This window comes from Marinobacter sp. (assembly GCF_044799475.1).
Taxonomy (GTDB): domain Bacteria; phylum Pseudomonadota; class Gammaproteobacteria; order Pseudomonadales; family Oleiphilaceae; genus Marinobacter.
Genome location: NZ_CP085217.1, coordinates 606342 through 623970 on the forward strand (window position 1 = coordinate 606342; position 17629 = coordinate 623970).

Here is a 17629-nt window from a genome sequence, read left to right on the forward strand (position 1 = left end):
ATGGGCAGCAAAAGACGCGAAATCCCGGTATTCGAACATCCGATCATCGAGACCCACTGCCACCTGGATTACCTGAAAGAGCGGCCGCTGGAAGAGACCCTGGCAGAGGCCCGGCGGGTCAATATTGAGCGCATCATCACCATTGCCGTGGCGCCGGAAAACCTTGCCCGGGTTCGCGAACTCAGCCAGATGGCGCCTTTTGTCTATGGAACCCAGGGCATCCATCCCCACGATGCCGAGAGCTACACCGACGGGGTGGAAACGGAGATCCGCAGCCACGTGGGTGGCGAAAAAATGGTAGCCGTCGGAGAAATCGGTCTGGATTACTTCTATGACAACGCCGACCGGGAAATCCAGCGTGAGGTGTTCCGGCGCCAGCTGCAGATTGCCTGTGACACGGACCGGCCCGTGGTCATCCACAGCCGGGACGCAGATGAAGACACCATTGCCATCCTTGGCGAATTTGAGGACACCCTCAAACGCCGGGGCGTGATCCACAGCTTCACCTCCGGACCGGGTCTTGCCAGATACGCCATCAGCCAGGGCTGGTGTCTTGGGTTCAATGGCATATCCACCTTCAACAAGGCGGAAAACGTGCGGGACATCATCCGCATGACCCCCATTGACCAGTTGCTGCTGGAAACCGATTCTCCCTTCCTGACGCCTGTACCTTACCGGGGAAAAGAGAATGCGCCTTTTTACATTCCTTTTGTGGCAGAGAAAATCGCCGACGTGAAGGAACTGGCCATCGAGGAAGTCCTCCAGGCCACCTACCGGAACAGTCTGCGAACGTTTTTTGAGAGCCGCCCATCAATGTGAGCCATTCAGGGGCCGCCACGTATCAACCCATAAGGAATAATGGAAGGGGCTGTTGCAGCTGCCCCCTGGCCTGCGGAGAATGCCGGCCTGCTCTCTCATCTCTGACCCCGTATATTCTGGACCCTCCTGATGATCAAGCGCATCCCGGTTTCAGCGTTAAATGTCGGCATGTACATCACTGACCTGAACAACGACTGGATCCCCCACAACACCCAGCGTCGCCGAGGCATTATCCGCAACGATGAGACGATCCAGCGGGTCCGTGATCTGGGCGTCACCCATGTCTATATAGACGCGGCCCGTGGCCTGGACTCCCCGGACGGCGTTCCGGCCCATGAAATTGATGAGAGCAATCAGGCCCTGCTGGGGGAATCCGGCTCACTTTCTCCGGCTGTCAAGGCACGCAAGACACTGGATGAAGAGTTCAGCTTCGCCCTGAAGACTCACGAAGAAGCCCAGACCCTGGTCGGCAACCTGATGCAGAACGTCAAGTTCGGCAAGGCAATCGATCTTTCCCCGGTGCACGAGCTAGCCGAAAACCTGCTCGGCTCGGTGTCACGGAACCCCAATGCGCTGGCCTGCCTGGGCCGCATCCGGGAGAAAGACAACTACCTTCTGGAGCACTCGGTCAACCTGAGCGTGCTCATGTCCATCTTCGGCAGATCCCTAGGCCATACTGACGAAGTCCTTTACCAGACCATCGTCGGGGCACTGCTGCACGATATTGGCAAAATCCTTACCCCCAATGACATCCTGTTCAAACCCGGCCGCCTTACTCCTGCCGAGTTCCAGATCATGAAGGAACACGCGCGGCACTCCCGGGACCTTCTTCAGGCTACCGAAGGCATTGGCGAACTCACCGTGCTGACCGCCGCCCAGCACCATGAGCGGATGGACGGAAGCGGCTATCCGGAGGGTCTCAAGGGCGCGGAGATATCGATTCACGGCCGCATGGTGGCGATTGCCGATGTCTACGATGCCATTACCAGCGACCGGGTATATCACCGCAGCATGACCCCCTCCCAGGGGCTGAAGAAATTGCTGGAGTGGAGTGGCGACCACCTTGATGGTGAGCTCGTGCGCCAATTTATCCGTTGTATCGGGCTTTACCCGGTGGGCTCCCTTGTGCTTCTGGAAAGCGGCAGGCTCGGCGTCGTGGTGGAAAGCAACGAGGCGGATCAGCGTCTGCCAGTGGTACGTGTGATGTATCACACCCGTTTTCGCATGCCGATCACCGTTAAAACCATCGACCTGTCCCGCCCCGGCAATCAGGACCGGATCAGGGAGGCCGTTGACCCCAGACACTACGACATAGACGTCCGGAAATTTCTGGCCTGACGCCCCCTTGACGACCACCTCCCCCCTTCCTGCCATTTGCTTACCTCTCCCGCCCTTGGCAGACTGGTGTTAAAGTCGTATACAGCATGGCGCTTTCCGAACCGGTTCCGGGCACCCTGTATTTTACGTTCCAGAGCGCCTCCTCACAGAAACGGAACATCTGATCAACTGCGAAGGAGGACCCAATGCCTAAAAACACGTCCGATGCCCTGATCCTGGTGGATATCCAGAATGACTTCTGCAGGGGCGGCTCTCTTGAAGTTCCGGACAGCCCGGAAATATTCCCCGCTGTGAATCGCTACATTGATGAGGCCACCAGGAAAGACTGGCTGATCATTGCTTCCCGGGACTGGCACCCGGTTGATCACTGCAGCTTCGAGCACCGGGGAGGGCCCTGGCCGGTGCACTGTGTCCAGGACACGCCTGGCGCGGAATTCCACCCGGACATGAACCTGCCTGATGATGCCATCCGGGTCAGCAAGGGCACCGCATTCAACCGCGACCAGTATTCCGCTTTCGATGGTACCGGCCTTGCTGATTTTCTGAAGTACCGGGGCGTATCGAAGCTGCACGTCGTGGGCCTTGCCCTTGATGTGTGTGTTGAAGCCACCGTCAATGATGGCATCGAGAAAGGATTCAGCGTCGAACTGATGGCGGACGGCACCCGTGCCGTCGACAGCGACAAGGCGCCCGAGGTAATGGACAGACTTTCAGCAAAGGGAGCGGATATCACCTCATGAGTACACTCGACGAAGATCAGACACTGCTGCCACCCCGGGATCTGGCCCTGATGGTCGACCTGTACGAACTGGCCATGGCCCAGGCCTACTGGAAAACTGATATGGGTGAGCGGGCCACCTTCAGCCTGTTCTTCCGGAACATGCCGGATCACCGCAACATCGTCCTGGCCTGCGGCCAGCAGAATTTCTGCCGGCTGATCACCAGCCTGTGCTTTACCAGCGAGCAGCTGAAAAAACTGGAGAGCTTTGGCATGTTCGAGCAGAAGTTTCTCGACTGGCTCGCCGATTTCCGCTTCAGCGGCGACATCTGGGCCCTGCCCGAGGGCACGCCGGTGTTCCCCCAGGAGCCCCTCCTCGAGGTGCAGGCCCCGGTGGCCGAAGCGCAGATTCTGGAAAGCCTCGCCATGAATTACGTGCACCTGGAAACCGTGATCGCATCCAAGGCACTACGGCTGGTTCAGGTCTCCGGCGGCAAGCCGGTAGTGGACTTCGGCATGCGCCGCATGCACGGAATCGACGCAGCCTACCGGGGGGTTCGGGCCTACCGCATCGCCGGAATTTCAGGCACCAGCAACGTTCAGGCAGGGAAAGACTTCGCTCTGTCGGTTCAGGGCACCATGGCTCACAGCTTTGTCCAGGCCCATGATGACGAAATGGATGCCTTTAAAACCTACGCCCGCCTCTATCCGGATACCATACTGCTGGTGGACACCTACGATACGGTGGCCGCGGTGAAAAAAATCATTGCCTGGCTGAAGGCCAACCCCGACATCAGCATTGGCGCCATCCGCCTGGACTCCGGCGACATGGCGGAACTGGCGACGGAATGCCGCAGGCTGTTTGACGAGGCGGAATACACAAAGATCAAGGTGCTGGCCAGCAGTGGCCTCGACGAGCACAGCATTCAGGAGCTGGTTCGGAATAATGTTCCGATTGACGGCTTCGGCGTTGGCACTGCCATCGGGTCAGCCAAAGACTCACCAAATGTGGAACTGGCCTACAAGCTCACCGAGTATGCTGGCAAACCGCGCATGAAAAACTCACCAGGCAAGCAGTCCTGGCCGGCTGCCAAGCAGGTATTCCGCCAGAGCGACAGCGACGGCAACTACACCGGAGACATTCTTGCCGCCCGCGATGAAAGCCAGCAGGGCGAAGCCCTGCTGGTGCAGACCCTGCGCGACGGCGAACTGGTGGATGGCGCCATCCGGCCTCTCGCCGACATCTGTGAATACAGCCAGAGTGCCGTGGCGAAGCTGCCACCGGAGCTGCGAGCCATCGACCGGGACGCCGATTATCCAGTCACCATCAGCGATCACCTGAAAGCCATTCAGAAGAAGACCCTGGAGGCTATCAAAGGGACTGACTGAGAGTCCCTCCTGCCCCCCTGCACGCCGAAGGGCTCGGAAACCGCCTTCGGCCCGGCTTACGCTGATTGCTTACACGGCATTTCCACACCGCTCTGTCTGGGCCTGCTATCGGAGATTCCCGGCCTTTCTCATGCCCATCCTGCGCGATTTTCGCAGTCGCTTTATTCAGTTATCATAACCGGCCGCCATGTCACCGAGCGGATGAGCTGAATCCGCCCGAATGATGCGGGAACAGAGGTCTGCGAAACCAGGTGGCTTCACAATTACACCAAACCGGAAAATCGCTTCTCCAATCCTGACAACATCCGGAATAAAAACCTACGCTATCAAAGCACTGGATATATCAATGTCCAAAATCATATAGAAGACCAATCCCAAATAAACATTTATTTTATGTATTTTTTTAAGCAACTTTTAAATTATTCTGGAAATAAAATATAAAACAGAGCATTTTTCCCGAAAGCGCCTTAGATCCTGTTCTTACAAAAAAACTATAACACCGGCATTTAAATTAGCTTTTAAAATAAAATGCATATCAGGCATTTTTGATGTTACAAATTGCCTGGAATGTAGCTTTGTGCTATGACACATTTAAGAGTAAAGTTGGAGGCCCTAAGAGACAGGAATGATATGGGCCTCGGTAGCGCAATACGTCAGCTTCGAAAGTCAAAAAACATTACGCTAGCAGAACTGGCAGAGCGGGCCGGCTCCCACGTGGGTAACCTTTCGCGTATTGAGCGGGGCACTGCGAAGCCCAGCCTTGACCTGCTTTACCGGCTGGCGGATTCTCTCGACTTCACTCTTGCAGAAATCTTCTCCGCGGCAGATCAGCGGTCCCGGGACGACAAGCAGGTTGAGCTCAATTCCCTTTTTATTGCCCTGCTGGATGACGACCGGGAACTGCTGGTGGATTTCGCGAGGCTTCTTCATGAGCGGGCCTCCCGCGATCCTTCAGAAGTGTTTGTTGAGGACAGGTCAATGCCGGTGGAACGCATAGAAGGTCCGGACGGCCATGACAACAACGACGACGACGACGACGACGACGACGACGACGACGATCTTGGGGAGCAGGGGCATCAGTCAAAAACCTGACAGACATACCCGGAACATTCTTTCATCATAAAACTGCTCTGAACGCGCCCTACCCCCTGATGCGCCCTCCCTGTCCGTCATCCCACACTGAGCCCTCAGGGCTTGCACCTGCCTCCCGGCAGTCATCGGAAATGCTGAAACCGGCTGCTTTCAGGAAGCAAACGACAGAAACAGCCCCATGAGTACCGGTGAAATAAAGGACAGGATAAATCCGGAGGCTATGGCCACAGGCACGCAGGCAAGCCCACCGCTGCTGCGTATAATTGGGAGGGTGAAATCCATGGCAGTAGCGCCGCCATAACCGATCGCCATCGCGGGGCGCTGGGTGATGATCAGCGGGATAATGGCCAGGGCAATGATTTCACGCAGCACGTCGTTAAGAAAAGCCACCCCACCCCAGGCCGGGCCAAGGGCATCCCCTACCACGACTCCCGATAGCGAATACCAGCCGAAGCCGGACGCCAGCGCCATGGCATGAGGCCAGGGAATCGTCAGGAGCGGAATTACAAGCAGACCTGCCAGCATGGAACTCAGAGTCAGGCTCAGGGCGACGCCAAGACCCTGCCGGTTCATCAGCAGGCGCCTCAGGGAAAGGCCGGCATTGCGCAGTTGCAGCCCGATCAGAAACAGCAGAAGCATAAGGCCGGCGGTCGCCACGTCCTCGACCAGGGGAAGGGCCGGCAGAAGAAAATAGCCAGCCAGCAGGCCTGCTACCACCGCTGCCATCGGCTTCAGTGCTGACAGAAACAGCCGACGGTAGCCGGGCGGCGGCGCAAGGTCGGAGGCGTCTGCACTCATGGGCTGCCAGCGGTGCCAGAGCCAGAGTCCTGCCATATTCAGCACCAGCAGGCTCACCACCAGCACCGACACCTGACTCGCCATGACCCCCAGCTGGGCCCACAACCCCTCCATCTGGCCAAGGCCAACGCCCAGAAGTACCAGAATGAAATACACCAGGCCTTCTACTCCGTAATGAATCACCGTCATGGTCTTCCGGCTGGTCAATGCGATTGCAAAACCGAGAAAAAGGGGCGCAAGAATCAGCAGGGCGTCGAACAGCATGGGAAGATCCCGGTTCTGAAACTGAGTGATTGGGCTAAAAAGGAAAGGCGGGGAATAAGCTCACCAGATGGGTTCATGCTGATCCGGATCGAACCGGTAATCGCCCTCGCTGGCATCCCTGTCATTGCGGATGCTCCGGGCGAGGCGCTGGGCAACCACCGACCAGACCACGTGGATCTCCGGCCGGGCCTCAAAACCCGCACCCAGAAGCGAGCCAGCCACTCCGCGCAGAGCGGCTTCTGCCTGGGAGGCACTGTGGTACGGCCCCTGACACCTGTGGCGTTCCGGCTGCTGGACTGCCGGGCCACCCATGGCAACCAGAGCCCAGATGTCTTCGCCCACGTTCTTGATGTGTAACTCCACCCGGCGCTCATCGCGGGTCATCACCAGAGCTCGTAGCGGACCCCGCCCATGAAAATAGTGGAGTTTCATCAGGCTGTCTTCAGACCCCCTTCGATGGCACGCATCAGTGCAGTGCGCTCCCATTTCTGTCCTGTATCAGCACCCAGGGGGCAATCACTACCGCCCACAGCTCAGCATTTCGCTCATACCATGCACGCGCAAGGTCGGGGGGCACATCCCCTACCTCACCACTCGCCATCCATTTCTCGAACAGGGGTCTGTTGTCTGCGGCAAGTTCTGCAGCCACCGTCAGCAGGTCCAGATCAGGGGACACCCGAACCACATGCCCCCGGGCATAATAGGTCTGAAGATCATGCCAGCCAATCCAGGAGGTCTCCAGATTGAGCTTTTCCTTCAGTTCATCAGCTGATTGCATCAGGGGGCCTGCCTCGCCTCAGTATCTTTTCCACACGTGACCGCCCTGCACCCCCGGAGAGAGGACGCTGACAGTCGTTTATAACAGCTGTTAGCGTCGCACGATTGCCCCGATTCGACAAGCCTCAGGGGTCGGAGTCAGGCCGACGCGATCATGTCCCTCAGCACGTAGTGCAGTATGCCGCCATGCCTGAAATAGGTGGCTTCGTTCACCGTGTCGATGCGGGACCGCAGCTTGCAGGTTTCGGTCTTGCCGTCCGGATAGGTAACGATCATTTCGAGGGTGTCTCCGGGCTTGATGTCGCCAGCGAGACCCTTGATGCTGATGGTTTCGGCGCCGGTGAGCTTCAGACTCTCGCGGTTTGCGTCGCCTTCAAACTGCAGTGGCATCACGCCCATCCCGATGAGGTTGGAACGGTGAATCCGCTCGTAGGACTCCGCCACTACGGCCTTGACCCCCAGCAGCCGGGTGCCTTTCGCCGCCCAGTCCCGGCTGGAGCCTGTTCCGTACTCCTTGCCTGCGATGACCACCAGTGGCGTGCCGTCCTCGATGTACTTCATGGCGGCATCGTAAATAGGCATTTCCTCCCCGCTGGGCACATGCCGCGTGAAGCCCCCTTCCACGCCATCCAGCATCTCGTTTCTGATCCGGACGTTGGCAAAGGTCCCCCGCATCATGACCTGATGGTTGCCCCGACGGGAGCCGTAGGAATTGAAGTCCTCCTTCTTCACCCCATTTTCCTTCAGGTATTTACCGGCCGGGCTGTCGGCCTTGATCGCACCGGCGGGGGAAATGTGGTCGGTGGTTACCGAGTCACCCAGAAGAGCCAGGATATTGGCATCCTCGATATCCTCGATTTTGTCCGGCTCCGCACTCATGCCTTCGAAGAAGGGCGGGTTCTGGATATAGGTGGACTTGTCAGACCACTCATACACCTTGCTGTCCGGCACCTCCAGTGCCTTCCAGGTTTCGTCACCCTCAAACACGGCCGCGTATTCGGTGCGGAACATGTCGGTTTTGACCTTTTCCACAGCCTCGGCAATTTCCTGCTGGGTGGGCCAGATATCCTTCAGGTAAACCGGGTTTCCCTCTTTGTCCTTGCCCAGAGGCTCATTGGCCAGATCAATCTGGACATTGCCGGCAAGGGCATAGGCCACCACCAGCGGCGGCGACGCCAGCCAGTTGGTCTGGACCTGGGGATGGATGCGGCCTTCAAAATTACGGTTTCCGGACAGGACCGATGCCACCGTCAAACCGCCGTCTTCGATCGCTTTTTCAACGGGTTCCATCAGTGGGCCCGAGTTGCCGATACAGGTTGTGCAACCGTAACCCACCAGGTTGAATCCGAGCGCGTCCAGGTCCTCCTGGAAGCCACCAGCCTTGAGGTATTCGGTCACCACCTTGGAGCCGGGCGCCAGCGAAGTCTTTACCCAGGGCATGGTATTGAGGCCCTTTTCCCTGGCCTTTCGGGCCACCAGGCCGGCGGCCATCATCACGCTCGGGTTGGATGTGTTGGTGCAGGAGGTAATCGCGGCAATGACCACGGCGCCCGGGTCCATGCGAACGCGCTCACCTTCTATCTCAAAGTGCTCGCTGTCCGGGTGAGAGTAGCTCTCGTCGACGCCCACGGCGGTCTGGCCCCCCTCTGACAGCAGGCGATCCTGGTCTTCCTTTCCCTTTTTGCCATTGGACTGGGACATGATCAGCTCAAAAGCGGACTTCATATCCTTGAGGGCAACCCGGTCCTGGGGCCGCTTGGGACCAGCCAGACTGGCCTCCACATCCCCCATGTCAAGCTGCAGGGTATCAGTGTAGGCTGGTTCCTGGCCGGGTTCGCGCCAAAGTCCCTGGGCTTTGGCGTAGGCTTCCACCAGTTCGACCTGGTCCTCCTCGCGACCGGTCAGGCGCAGGTACTTGAGGGTCTGTTCATCCACCGGGAAGAAGGTGCAGGTGGCGCCAAACTCCGGAGACATGTTGGAGATGGTCGCCCGGTCCGCAACTGGCATGTCTTTAAGACCGTCACCGAAGAATTCCACGAACTTGCCCACCACGCCTTTCTTGCGGAGCATCTCGGTCACCGTCAGCACCAGGTCGGTGGCGGTGATGCCCTCCCGGAGTTTGCCGGAAATCCTGAAACCGATCACTTCGGGAATCAGCATCGACACAGGCTGGCCGAGCATGGCCGCTTCCGCCTCGATGCCACCGACACCCCACCCAAGGATGCCCAGGCCGTTAATCATGGTGGTGTGGGAGTCGGTGCCCACCAGGGTATCAGGGAAGGCAAAGGTCTTGCCGTTCATGTCCTTTGTCCAGACCGTCCGGCCCAGGTACTCAAGGTTCACCTGGTGGCAGATACCTGTACCGGGGGGCACTACACGGAAGTTATCGAAAGCATCCTGCCCCCAGCGCAGAAACTCGTAGCGTTCCTTGTTGCGCTCCATCTCGATCTGAACATTGTCTTTGAAAGAAGAAGGATCGCCAAAGCGGTCAACCATCACCGAATGGTCAATCACAAGATCCACGGCCGACAGCGGATTGATCCTGGCCGGATCCTGACCGGCCTCCTTCATCGCGTCCCGCATGGCGGCAAGATCAACCACCGCCGGTACGCCAGTGAAATCCTGCATCAGCACCCGGGCCGGGCGGTACTGGATCTCGGTATCGGATTTGCGGTCCTTGAGCCACTTGCCCATGGCCTTGAGGTGGGATTCATCCACCGTGGTGCCATCCTCATTGCGCAGCAGATTCTCCAGCAGCACTTTGAGGGAAAACGGCAGCTTGTCGACGTCGCCGAGAGATTCACCAGCTTTGGGAAGACTGTAGTAATGGAAGGTCTTGCCGCTGACATCGAGGCTGGTCAGTGTATCGAAACTGTCCTGACTGGTGATTTCTTTCGACATGTCCGTCTCCTCCAGAATGGTTTCAGGGCGCCCGGCCCTCCCGCACTTTCATCCGGACGCAGGGGCGGGCAACACGCCTGTTGTTTATCCTTTTACTATTGCACTAATTGGCAACAGTTCAACCCTGGTGGGCTGAATGCTCCATATTCAGGGGATGAATGAAAGCTGCTTCAGGTCTGCAGGTCACCATAGAGCTGGGCGTAGAGCCCCTCCCTGGCGATCAGCTCGTCATGGGAGCCTTCCTCGATGATGCGGCCGTCCTCAAACACACAGGCCCGGTCCGCCTGCTTCACGGCACTCAGGCGGTGGGCAATGATGAGGGTGGTGCGCTGCTCGAGGAATGTTTCCAGCGCCTGGTGGAGTTTGTACTCGGTTTCCGCATCCAGTGCCGAGGTGGCCTCGTCCAGAATCACCACCGACGGATTGGCCAGCACCATCCTGGCAATGGCGAGGCGCTGGCGCTGGCCGCCGGACAGGCGCACGCCCTGGCGGCCGATCATGGTGTCGAGGCCCTGGGGCATCTCCTGAACAGTGGCCTCCAGCTGGGCGATCTTCAGGGCCTCCCAGAGCTCGTCATTGGATTTCTCACGGCCCAGTGTGAGGTTCTGCCGGACGGTGTCGTTAAACAGCGCCGGATGCTGCAGCACGGTGGCCACATGCTCCCGCAGCCGGGAAAAGCCGATGCGCTGAACCGGGATACCGTCAATCAGCACCTCGCCACGGTCCGGCGTGTACATACCCAGAATCACCTGCACCAGAGTGGACTTGCCGCCACCACTGGCGCCCACCACCGCAACCTTTTCTCCCGGCGCCACGTGAAGATTGATGCCCCGGAGAATGGACTCTTCATCATAGCCGAAGTGGACATCTTTCAGGGTCAGGCTCACGGTATGGCGGCCTTCAAACGGATTTTCCCGCGCCGGATAACGGGGCTCTTCCTTCAGATCCAGCAGCCGGTTAATCCGCCCGAGGGCCGCGTTGGCGGCGTAGAAAGCGTACTGCATGTTGAGCATTTCCTGCACCGGGGTCAGCATGAACCAGAGATAGCCAAAGACGGCGAACATCATGCCGATGCTCAGGTCGGTAAAGAGCACCGCCACCATGGCTGCCGCCCGAAAGGCGTCCACTCCGAACTGGAAGAGGGCAAAAGACGCCCGGCTGGCGGCATCACTGCGCCATTCAAACTGGATGGCGTGATCCCGCACATTACGCGCCCGGCCGATCAGGTTGCGGACGTAGTGTTCCTCACGGTTGGCGGCCCGGAGCTGGTGAATGGCATCGAGAGTCTCCGTGAGATCCCCCTGGAAGACTTCGTAGGCGCTGTTTTCCCTGCGCTTGAGCTCTTTCACCTGCTTGCCGATCAGCATGGTGACGAAGATCACCAGTGGGTTGAACAGCAGAATGAGCAGAGCCAGCTGCCAGTGCACCCAGAGCAGCACAAGGGCGGTGCCGAGCACGGTGAGGCTGGCCACCAGAAAGCGGCTGATGGTGGTGCCGAGAAACTGGTCGATGGTATCCAGATCGGTAATGAAGTGACTGGTCACGGCACCGGAGCCCATGGTCTCGTATTCCGACATGGCCACCCGCTGCAGCCGGCCAAGCAGGCGGGACCTGATGCGGAAGACCACATCCTTGGAGATCTTCGAGAACTCCAGTGACTGCAGCACGTTGAAGACCAGGGCCATCAGCCTCATCAGGAAGGCTGCCAGCACCATGACCGCAATGTAGGCCACTGGCTGATGCCAGGCCTCCGGAAGAAATGTCCGCATGACCGGCAGCACCGGGCCAGATTCATCCAGCAGCACTTCGTCCACCAGAACCGGCAGCAGAAGCGGTATGGGAACGCTGACTACCGTGGCGAAAATGGCCAGAATATTGGCACGGACAAGCCGGGGCTTGTGCCTGAGGGCCAGTCTGGCAATGGTCCGCCAGCTATAGCGCCGGTGCGAGCGCCCCTCGCCGTGGTTTTCCCCGTCTGTGCCTTCGTACCCAATGGACCTTTCCAACTCACCTCCTGATAACTGCTTAAAACGGGCCCTGCTTGCTCTACCGTGAATGGTACGGGTCGATCAGGCTTCCGGCCTTCCGATAATGATAACTTACCCGGTTTCGTGCCGCATGGCCGGCTACCAGCAGTTTTTGCCAACCGGGCTATGGTTCGGAGGCAGGGCATCTGCGATCATTGCGTTCGGCCCAACACAACAACCCGGATCCGGCACCGCTGTGAAACACGACTGTCATTACCATCCCGGAGAGCCAGCCAAGTGGCACTGCGGCGCCTGCCAGATGCATTACTGCTCCAGCTGCATGCCAGACGCCGACACCCGCAAGCAGCTTGCCCTGTGCCCACACTGTGGCCAGAGCATGCGCTACCTGGGGGCCGCCAGCGAGGTGGTGCCTTTCTGGAATCGTTTATCGGCGTTCTTCCGGTATCCGTTCCATCTGGGCCCGTTGATGGTCATCGGCATCTGCACCTTGGTGCCCATGATGCTGAGCACCAATCTGGCCGGCGCCCTGATTACCCTGGCCCTGCTGCTGGCGCTGTTCAAGTACACCTACACCGTGATCCGTCACACCGCCGACGGTCATATGGAACCCCCTCCACTGGCCACGGCGTTTACCGGCGGCGGCTTCAGCATTGTCATCCTGCAACTGGTGGTATTTTTCCTCATGGGCGGCCTGGTATTCAGCGCAGCTCTCATCGGCGGGCCTCTACTGGCCTTTCTGGTCCTGGCCTTCGTGATTCTGGCTCTGCCCGCCAGCATCATGGTGCTGGCCATGGAGAACGAGGTGGGTCCGGCCATCAACCCGATGAACCTGGCGGTGCTGATCTCCCGGATTGGCTGGCCCTATTTCCTGCTTTACGGCTATGTGATCCTGCTGACCCTGGCTTCCGGTGCCGCCCAGGAATTCGCCCTCAACCATTTCGAGCCCTGGCTGGCCCAGCCGCTTGCTGGCTTCCTCAACTCCACCTTTACGCTGATTCTGTTCCACATGCTGGGCTACCTGCTGTTTCAGTATCAGGAGGAGCTGGGCTTCGCCAGCGACCTGCAGGACAGCAATGGGGAAGAAGATCAGGGCCCGCATCGGGACCGCAGCAAGCGGCTGGACGCAGATATCGATATGAACCTGAAAGACGGCAATTACGACCGTGTGCTGGGCATGCTGAAGGAAGCCCTCAAACGGGAACCAGGCAATGCCCACCGCCTGGGCCAGTTGCACCGTCTGCTCACTGCCCGGAAGGACGTCGCCGAGCTTTACCGGCACCACCCACGGCTGCTGGAGTGGCTGGCCAGCCGGAATGACGCTGACAGCATCCGTGACCTTCTGAAAACACTGAATGAAGCCGAACCCGGCTTCCGGCTGGAAGACCCGGAACTGGCGGTGAGTTGTGCCCTGCCCCTCTACCGCCATGGCGAGTACAAATGGGTGTTGCGGCTATTGCAGGATTTCCACAAACGCTTTCCCAACAGCGATCACCTGGCCCCGGCCTACCTTCTGGTGGCCCAGACCCTCGCCAATGGCCTGGGGCAGTGGGAGAAAGCCACCGCGTTCCTCAACTTTATCCGCAAAAAGTGCCTCGACCATCCCCTGCACGCGCAGATAGACACATGGCTCGAGCAGGCCGCCCGCAGGGAACCGCTGAAAGGGCCGAAGGCGAGTTTTGATGTGGTGGGGGGCATGTCTTCCTAGGATTTTTTTTGCCACGGAAGAACACGGAAGAAAAAGAAAAAATAGCCACGGACGACACTGACTGGCACAGACAAAAAAAACAGAAAATTCTTTTGGTTTTAAATCACTTGTCCGTGTCGTCCGTGGCTGCTACATCTTTTCCCTGTTCTTTTCTTTTTCCGTGTTCTTCCGTGGATTCCGTGGCTAACCCGTAGTCTGCATCAGGCTCTGATAATGCCGCGCTTTGGGGGTCATCTGGCGTTTGTCGAATTCTTCCGCCAGCAGGCGGCAGGCTTCCCGGGCGAGAGTGGGAGCGTCGGCTGAGCGCAGGCGCTCGAAGGCTTTCTCTGCAGTCTTGAGGTCCCCGTCGCGGAGGCTGGCGAACAGCACACGGTTGTGGTCTTCAGCGTCCAGAGGTTTGTTGTCTGCCCCCTTCGACAGGTATTCCTGCCAGACTTCCACCAGTTGCGCTGTCTGACGGCTGCTCAGAGCCAGGTTCATCAGCTCCCGGGCCCGCTCACGGTATTCCGCCAGGTCAGGTCGCAGTTTCGCCAGCTGATACAGATGCTCCAGCAGTATCCCCCGCTCCGGGTAGCGCTCCCACAGGGCTTCGAACTGACGCCTGGCGAGATCAAAATCCATGCGGCCGATACTGTTCATGGCCTGGGCATAGCCGGCAGTAAAGCGTTCATCCTGTTCTTCCGGTTCTGGCTCAAAAAACTCTTCCCGGACCTGAAACCAGCTTTTCCCCAGCATCAGCACCAGCGCCGCCCCCGCCACAAGACCGCCGGCGTGAGCCATATAGGCAATGCCGGTGGCACCGGCAAACCAGTAATCGTAGATCTCCTTGCCCAGCCACACCGGCAGCATGGCCAGCGCCGGAGCCCGGAAATAGTTGAAATAGACGCCCAGAAAATAGAAAAACCGGATCTTCCGGGTGCCATAGATAGCCACATACATGCCCATCAGCCCGGAAATGGACCCGGAAGCTCCCACCAGGGGCACCTGACTGCCCGCCGCAAATCCGGTATACACAAGCCCTGAAGTGATTCCGCACAGAAGATAGGCCAGCAGATACCGGCCAGGGCCCATGGCTTTCTCAACGGTAAAGCCAAGCAGAAACAGGAACACCAGATTGCCGATGAGATGCCCCCAGCCGCCATGCAGAAACTGGTAGGTCACGAGGGTGTAGGCGTTCAGCTCATCCGGAATCAGGCCCAGGGCATTTGTGCTGAGTTTTTCAATAAGTTCGTCCTGGATGGGGGGCCGAAGGTCCTGCCAGCGGCTCTGTTCTGCAGGGGCCCAGACCAGACTGCGGTTTCTCTGCAGATAATCATGGAAAGCGCGGTCCGACAGCATCATGCCAGCCATCCAGACCCGATTGTTCTCGCTGGCTGCCTGCTGGAAGGCCTCAAGCTCGTCGGTGCGACCCGAGTCGCCCTGAACATTGATCTGGCGCTGCAGATAGGTCTCGTAAACCGGCGCCTCCAGCTCCACCAGGTCGGTTGCCAGGTAACGCTCAATAGCTGTTGCCATGAGCCGCGAATCCGGGGCCTGATAGAATACGAACACCAGCAGGCAGGCCAGCATCAGCCCCAGGGTAACCCAGGGTGGGCGTTTCCAGTTGATGGTGTTCTCAGCAGGAATGATCAGCATGGCCAGCCACAATTCATCATGATTTATCGTCTCCGGTCTGCTTTTTACCACAGCAGCGCCTGCTTTTCGCGCTCAAATGACTCCTGACCCTCACAAACGTGAGGCCCGGCAAAAACGGAGAAAAATACATGACCTTACTTGTAATGGATCACCCGGATTTGATGGCCAGGTTCGCGATACTGGAGGCATTCTCCGGCCAGAATTCCCTGCCCGCTGAACAGGGGCCCCGTAAACCTCACCGGATGCGCTTTCACTTTGGCTTCGACCAGCACCGGCTAAGCCAGGAAGACCAGGAAATCATTCGTCAGCATGGCCTCTACCTGAGGGAACATCCGGAAATCAGGATAACCCTGCACGGACATGCAGACATCCTCGGAAATGAGGTTTACAACGGCTTCCTTTCGCGCCTCCGGGCCAGTTCCGTGGCAAGGCTTCTGCAACGGGAAGGCGTCCACCAGTCCCGCATTGCGCTTACCGGCTGGGGCTGTCGCAAGCCCCTGACACGGCCGGAGGACCATGCGGCAAACCGGAGGCTGGAGCTGGAGTATCACTGCGCAGGTATGTCAGAAGTAATACGAACACTTGCTGTGTAATGCAAAAAAACCGCCAGGAAGGGTGGCTTTCTGCCAAGTGCGCCTTCCTGACTGATCCGTCCTCCTCATCTCACGTAGAAACTCACAAATAGTGGACGGAGCTCCCGGCATGAAACCGGGCACCAGGTCAGGTTTGGCAAATCGGCTCAACGCCTTCTTCTTTTCGTGCCTTTTTCTGGTCGCCAGTAGTGAGGCGCACACCATGAACTCCCTTTCGGATTTGCAGTGGAAAAACCGCGTCCTCCTGATAAAGGCATCCAGTGACGGCTCAGGGGCCATGGAAATCCTGAATCGATACAGGCAGGAGATTGCAGAACGGGATATCGTCTGGTTGGTGGCCACGGATGGTGACATCAGATCCAACCTTGAAGAAGTCGACCCCGCCCTCGCGGCGAGTGTCCGGGAGACTCTTCGGAACCAGCCCGGCCAGACGCGGGTGGTGCTGATTGGCAAAGACGGTGGGGTGAGGGATCGTAGCGAGCAACTGGACCCTGAGCGGCTCGAAAACATGCTTGAGGTGCAGCCTGTCGGCGTGGACCCGACCCGGCATCTAAGGGTGCTCGCTGAGTGGTACCCGGGCTTGAGGAAGGCACGCCGACTCTTCAACCAGAGGCCGAAACAGACGCCGGTACTCGCCCGGAGTCAGGCCCGTCAGACGCCTGAATAACCGTCGGAAAAAAGACACATCCTCGTAGCCGATCTCCTGACTCACCTCTTCCACCGACAGCCTGCCATGCTCCAGAGCCCGCTTTGCCGCCTCGATGCGGAGGTTCTGCAGGTACTCAATGACTGAGCAACCCGTAGCAGCCTTGAACCGTCGTTTGAGGGTTCGGGCAGGCAGGGGTGAGCTCTCTACCAGCAGGGAAATGGCCCCGGGATCCCGCCAGTGCACATTGAGCCACTCTTCACACCTGCGCACCGCCGAGTCCGCATGATGGGTACGTCGGACCAGGCCCGTGAATGGCAACTGGCCTTCACCGTGCCATTTCAGAAGATACACTTTGGCAATGCGGAGCGCTTCGCCAACGCCCACATGCCGGGCAATGATATGCAATGCCAGGTCATGCCACGAAGTTGTTCCCCCCGCCGTCACCAGCCGGCCATCGGGATGGGCATACACCAGGTTGCTCTCCGGCCGAAAGCGCACTTTGGGGTAGTGGGTGCGGAAAAGCTCCTGATATCCCCAGTGGGAGGTTGCTTCGCAGTTATCCAGCAGACCGCTCTCGGCCAGTAACACCGATCCGGAACAGGCGGAATAGATAGTTGCACCCGAACGGAACCTGGTCTTGATCCATTCCATGAGACCTTCATAGCGGCCACTGATCGCTTCATCGGGTCCCAGCCAGATCTCCGGGAGAATCAGGATATCGGCGGCAGGCTCATCAGCAATGGCATACGCCGGCTCAACCGGAATGCCGTGGCCGCAGTGAAATGGTGCTGAATCCACGGAAACAATCCGCACGTCGAATGGCTGATAGGGAATCGCATCGCCCACCAGCGTCTGCCAGACATTGCCCGTCGACATGAGCACATCCACCATCCCGTACAGCGCCGAACCCGACGTTTCTGGCACAGCCAGAATCAGGACTTTTCTCTGCTGGCGCTCCATCTT

General features: G+C 58.6%; 15 protein-coding genes. 8 read left to right on the forward strand and 7 right to left on the reverse strand.

Translation table 11 applies throughout. The features are described 5' to 3' along the window. The 5 genes from LG327_RS02765 to LG327_RS02785 all read left to right on the forward strand — a co-directional run bounded on the left by LG327_RS02765 (position 1) and on the right by LG327_RS02785 (position 5356). A complete protein-coding gene (locus tag LG327_RS02765) occupies positions 1-819 on the forward strand; it encodes a TatD family hydrolase (RefSeq protein ID WP_404369178.1) in 819 nt (272 codons plus the stop codon). 129 nt (positions 820-948) lie between these two features. Then, on the forward strand, positions 949-2157 hold the full coding sequence (locus tag LG327_RS02770) for an HD-GYP domain-containing protein (RefSeq protein WP_404365459.1): 1209 nt from the start codon (positions 949-951) through the stop codon (positions 2155-2157). Positions 2158-2342: 185 nt separating this feature from the next. Further along, a complete protein-coding gene (locus LG327_RS02775) occupies positions 2343-2897 on the forward strand; it encodes an isochorismatase family protein (protein WP_404365461.1) in 555 nt (184 codons plus the stop codon). Then, on the forward strand, positions 2894-4264 hold the full coding sequence (locus LG327_RS02780; RefSeq protein WP_404365463.1) for a nicotinate phosphoribosyltransferase: 1371 nt from the start codon (positions 2894-2896) through the stop codon (positions 4262-4264). The genes LG327_RS02775 and LG327_RS02780 overlap by 4 nt, the downstream gene beginning before the upstream one ends. Positions 4265-4894: 630 nt before the next feature. Further along, positions 4895-5356 (forward strand): helix-turn-helix domain-containing protein, encoded by a 462-nt coding sequence (locus LG327_RS02785; RefSeq protein WP_404365465.1) that lies wholly within the window; start codon positions 4895-4897, stop codon positions 5354-5356. A gap of 150 nt (positions 5357-5506) precedes the next feature. Here the strand turns inward: LG327_RS02785 and LG327_RS02790 are convergent, their stop codons facing one another. The 5 genes from LG327_RS02790 to LG327_RS02810 form a co-directional block, all read right to left on the reverse strand. Then, positions 5507-6418 (reverse strand): lysine exporter LysO family protein, encoded by a 912-nt coding sequence (locus tag LG327_RS02790; RefSeq protein ID WP_404365467.1) that lies wholly within the window; start codon positions 6416-6418, stop codon positions 5507-5509. A gap of 60 nt (positions 6419-6478) precedes the next feature. Continuing rightward, complete coding sequence (locus tag LG327_RS02795) at positions 6479-6850, reverse strand: hypothetical protein (protein ID WP_404365469.1); 372 nt, start codon at positions 6848-6850, stop codon at positions 6479-6481. 34 nt (positions 6851-6884) lie between these two features. After that, a complete protein-coding gene (locus tag LG327_RS02800) occupies positions 6885-7196 on the reverse strand; it encodes a DUF2288 domain-containing protein (protein WP_404365471.1) in 312 nt (103 codons plus the stop codon). Between the two features lie 137 nt (positions 7197-7333). Continuing rightward, a complete protein-coding gene (gene acnA / locus LG327_RS02805; protein ID WP_404365473.1) occupies positions 7334-10096 on the reverse strand; it encodes an aconitate hydratase AcnA in 2763 nt (920 codons plus the stop codon). Between the two features lie 170 nt (positions 10097-10266). Then, a complete protein-coding gene (locus tag LG327_RS02810) occupies positions 10267-12090 on the reverse strand; it encodes an ABC transporter ATP-binding protein (RefSeq protein WP_404369180.1) in 1824 nt (607 codons plus the stop codon). Positions 12091-12319: 229 nt separating this feature from the next. On the opposite strand from LG327_RS02810, the gene LG327_RS02815 reads away from it, so the two are divergent. Further along, positions 12320-13789 carry a hypothetical protein gene (locus LG327_RS02815; protein ID WP_404365475.1) on the forward strand — a complete coding sequence of 490 codons (1470 nt, stop codon included), beginning with the start codon at positions 12320-12322 and terminating at the stop codon, positions 13787-13789. Between the two features lie 183 nt (positions 13790-13972). Here LG327_RS02815 and LG327_RS02820 read toward each other — a convergent pair whose 3' ends face one another. Further along, positions 13973-15424, reverse strand: coding sequence for a rhomboid family intramembrane serine protease (locus LG327_RS02820; RefSeq protein WP_404365477.1), 1452 nt, complete (start codon positions 15422-15424; stop codon positions 13973-13975). Between the two features lie 128 nt (positions 15425-15552). Here LG327_RS02820 and LG327_RS02825 point away from each other — a divergent pair, with 128 nt between their 5' ends. Further along, entirely contained in the window at positions 15553-16017 is a 465-nt protein-coding gene (locus LG327_RS02825) for an OmpA family protein (RefSeq protein WP_404365478.1), read from the forward strand. 202 nt (positions 16018-16219) lie between these two features. Further along, positions 16220-16684: a DUF4174 domain-containing protein gene (locus LG327_RS02830; protein WP_404365480.1), complete on the forward strand. Its 465-nt coding sequence runs from the start codon at positions 16220-16222 to the stop codon at positions 16682-16684. On the opposite strand, the gene LG327_RS02835 is transcribed toward LG327_RS02830, so the two are convergent. Continuing rightward, positions 16568-17626, reverse strand: a complete 1059-nt coding sequence (locus LG327_RS02835) for a GlxA family transcriptional regulator (protein WP_404365482.1) — start codon at positions 17624-17626, stop codon at positions 16568-16570. The genes LG327_RS02830 and LG327_RS02835 overlap by 117 nt on opposite strands. Positions 17627-17629 lie beyond the last annotated feature (3 nt).

Excerpts from the sequence above, each read along its gene's own strand:
- LG327_RS02765 (WP_404369178.1), top strand. The coding sequence starts at position 1 with ATGGGCAGCAAAAGACGCGAAATCCCGGTATTCGAACATCCGATCATC.
- LG327_RS02775 (WP_404365461.1), top strand. The coding sequence starts at position 2,343 with ATGCCTAAAAACACGTCCGATGCCCTGATCCTGGTGGATATCCAGAAT.
- LG327_RS02820 (WP_404365477.1), bottom strand. The coding sequence starts at position 15,424 with ATGCTGATCATTCCTGCTGAGAACACCATCAACTGGAAACGCCCACCC.
- LG327_RS02780 (WP_404365463.1), top strand. The coding sequence starts at position 2,894 with ATGAGTACACTCGACGAAGATCAGACACTGCTGCCACCCCGGGATCTG.
- acnA (WP_404365473.1), bottom strand. The coding sequence starts at position 10,096 with ATGTCGAAAGAAATCACCAGTCAGGACAGTTTCGATACACTGACCAGC.
- LG327_RS02800 (WP_404365471.1), bottom strand. The coding sequence starts at position 7,196 with ATGCAATCAGCTGATGAACTGAAGGAAAAGCTCAATCTGGAGACCTCC.
- LG327_RS02835 (WP_404365482.1), bottom strand. The coding sequence starts at position 17,626 with ATGGAGCGCCAGCAGAGAAAAGTCCTGATTCTGGCTGTGCCAGAAACG.
- LG327_RS02785 (WP_404365465.1), top strand. The coding sequence starts at position 4,895 with ATGGGCCTCGGTAGCGCAATACGTCAGCTTCGAAAGTCAAAAAACATT.
- LG327_RS02790 (WP_404365467.1), bottom strand. The coding sequence starts at position 6,418 with ATGCTGTTCGACGCCCTGCTGATTCTTGCGCCCCTTTTTCTCGGTTTT.
- LG327_RS02830 (WP_404365480.1), top strand. The coding sequence starts at position 16,220 with ATGAACTCCCTTTCGGATTTGCAGTGGAAAAACCGCGTCCTCCTGATA.
- LG327_RS02770 (WP_404365459.1), top strand. The coding sequence starts at position 949 with ATGATCAAGCGCATCCCGGTTTCAGCGTTAAATGTCGGCATGTACATC.
- LG327_RS02795 (WP_404365469.1), bottom strand. The coding sequence starts at position 6,850 with ATGAAACTCCACTATTTTCATGGGCGGGGTCCGCTACGAGCTCTGGTG.
- LG327_RS02825 (WP_404365478.1), top strand. The coding sequence starts at position 15,553 with ATGACCTTACTTGTAATGGATCACCCGGATTTGATGGCCAGGTTCGCG.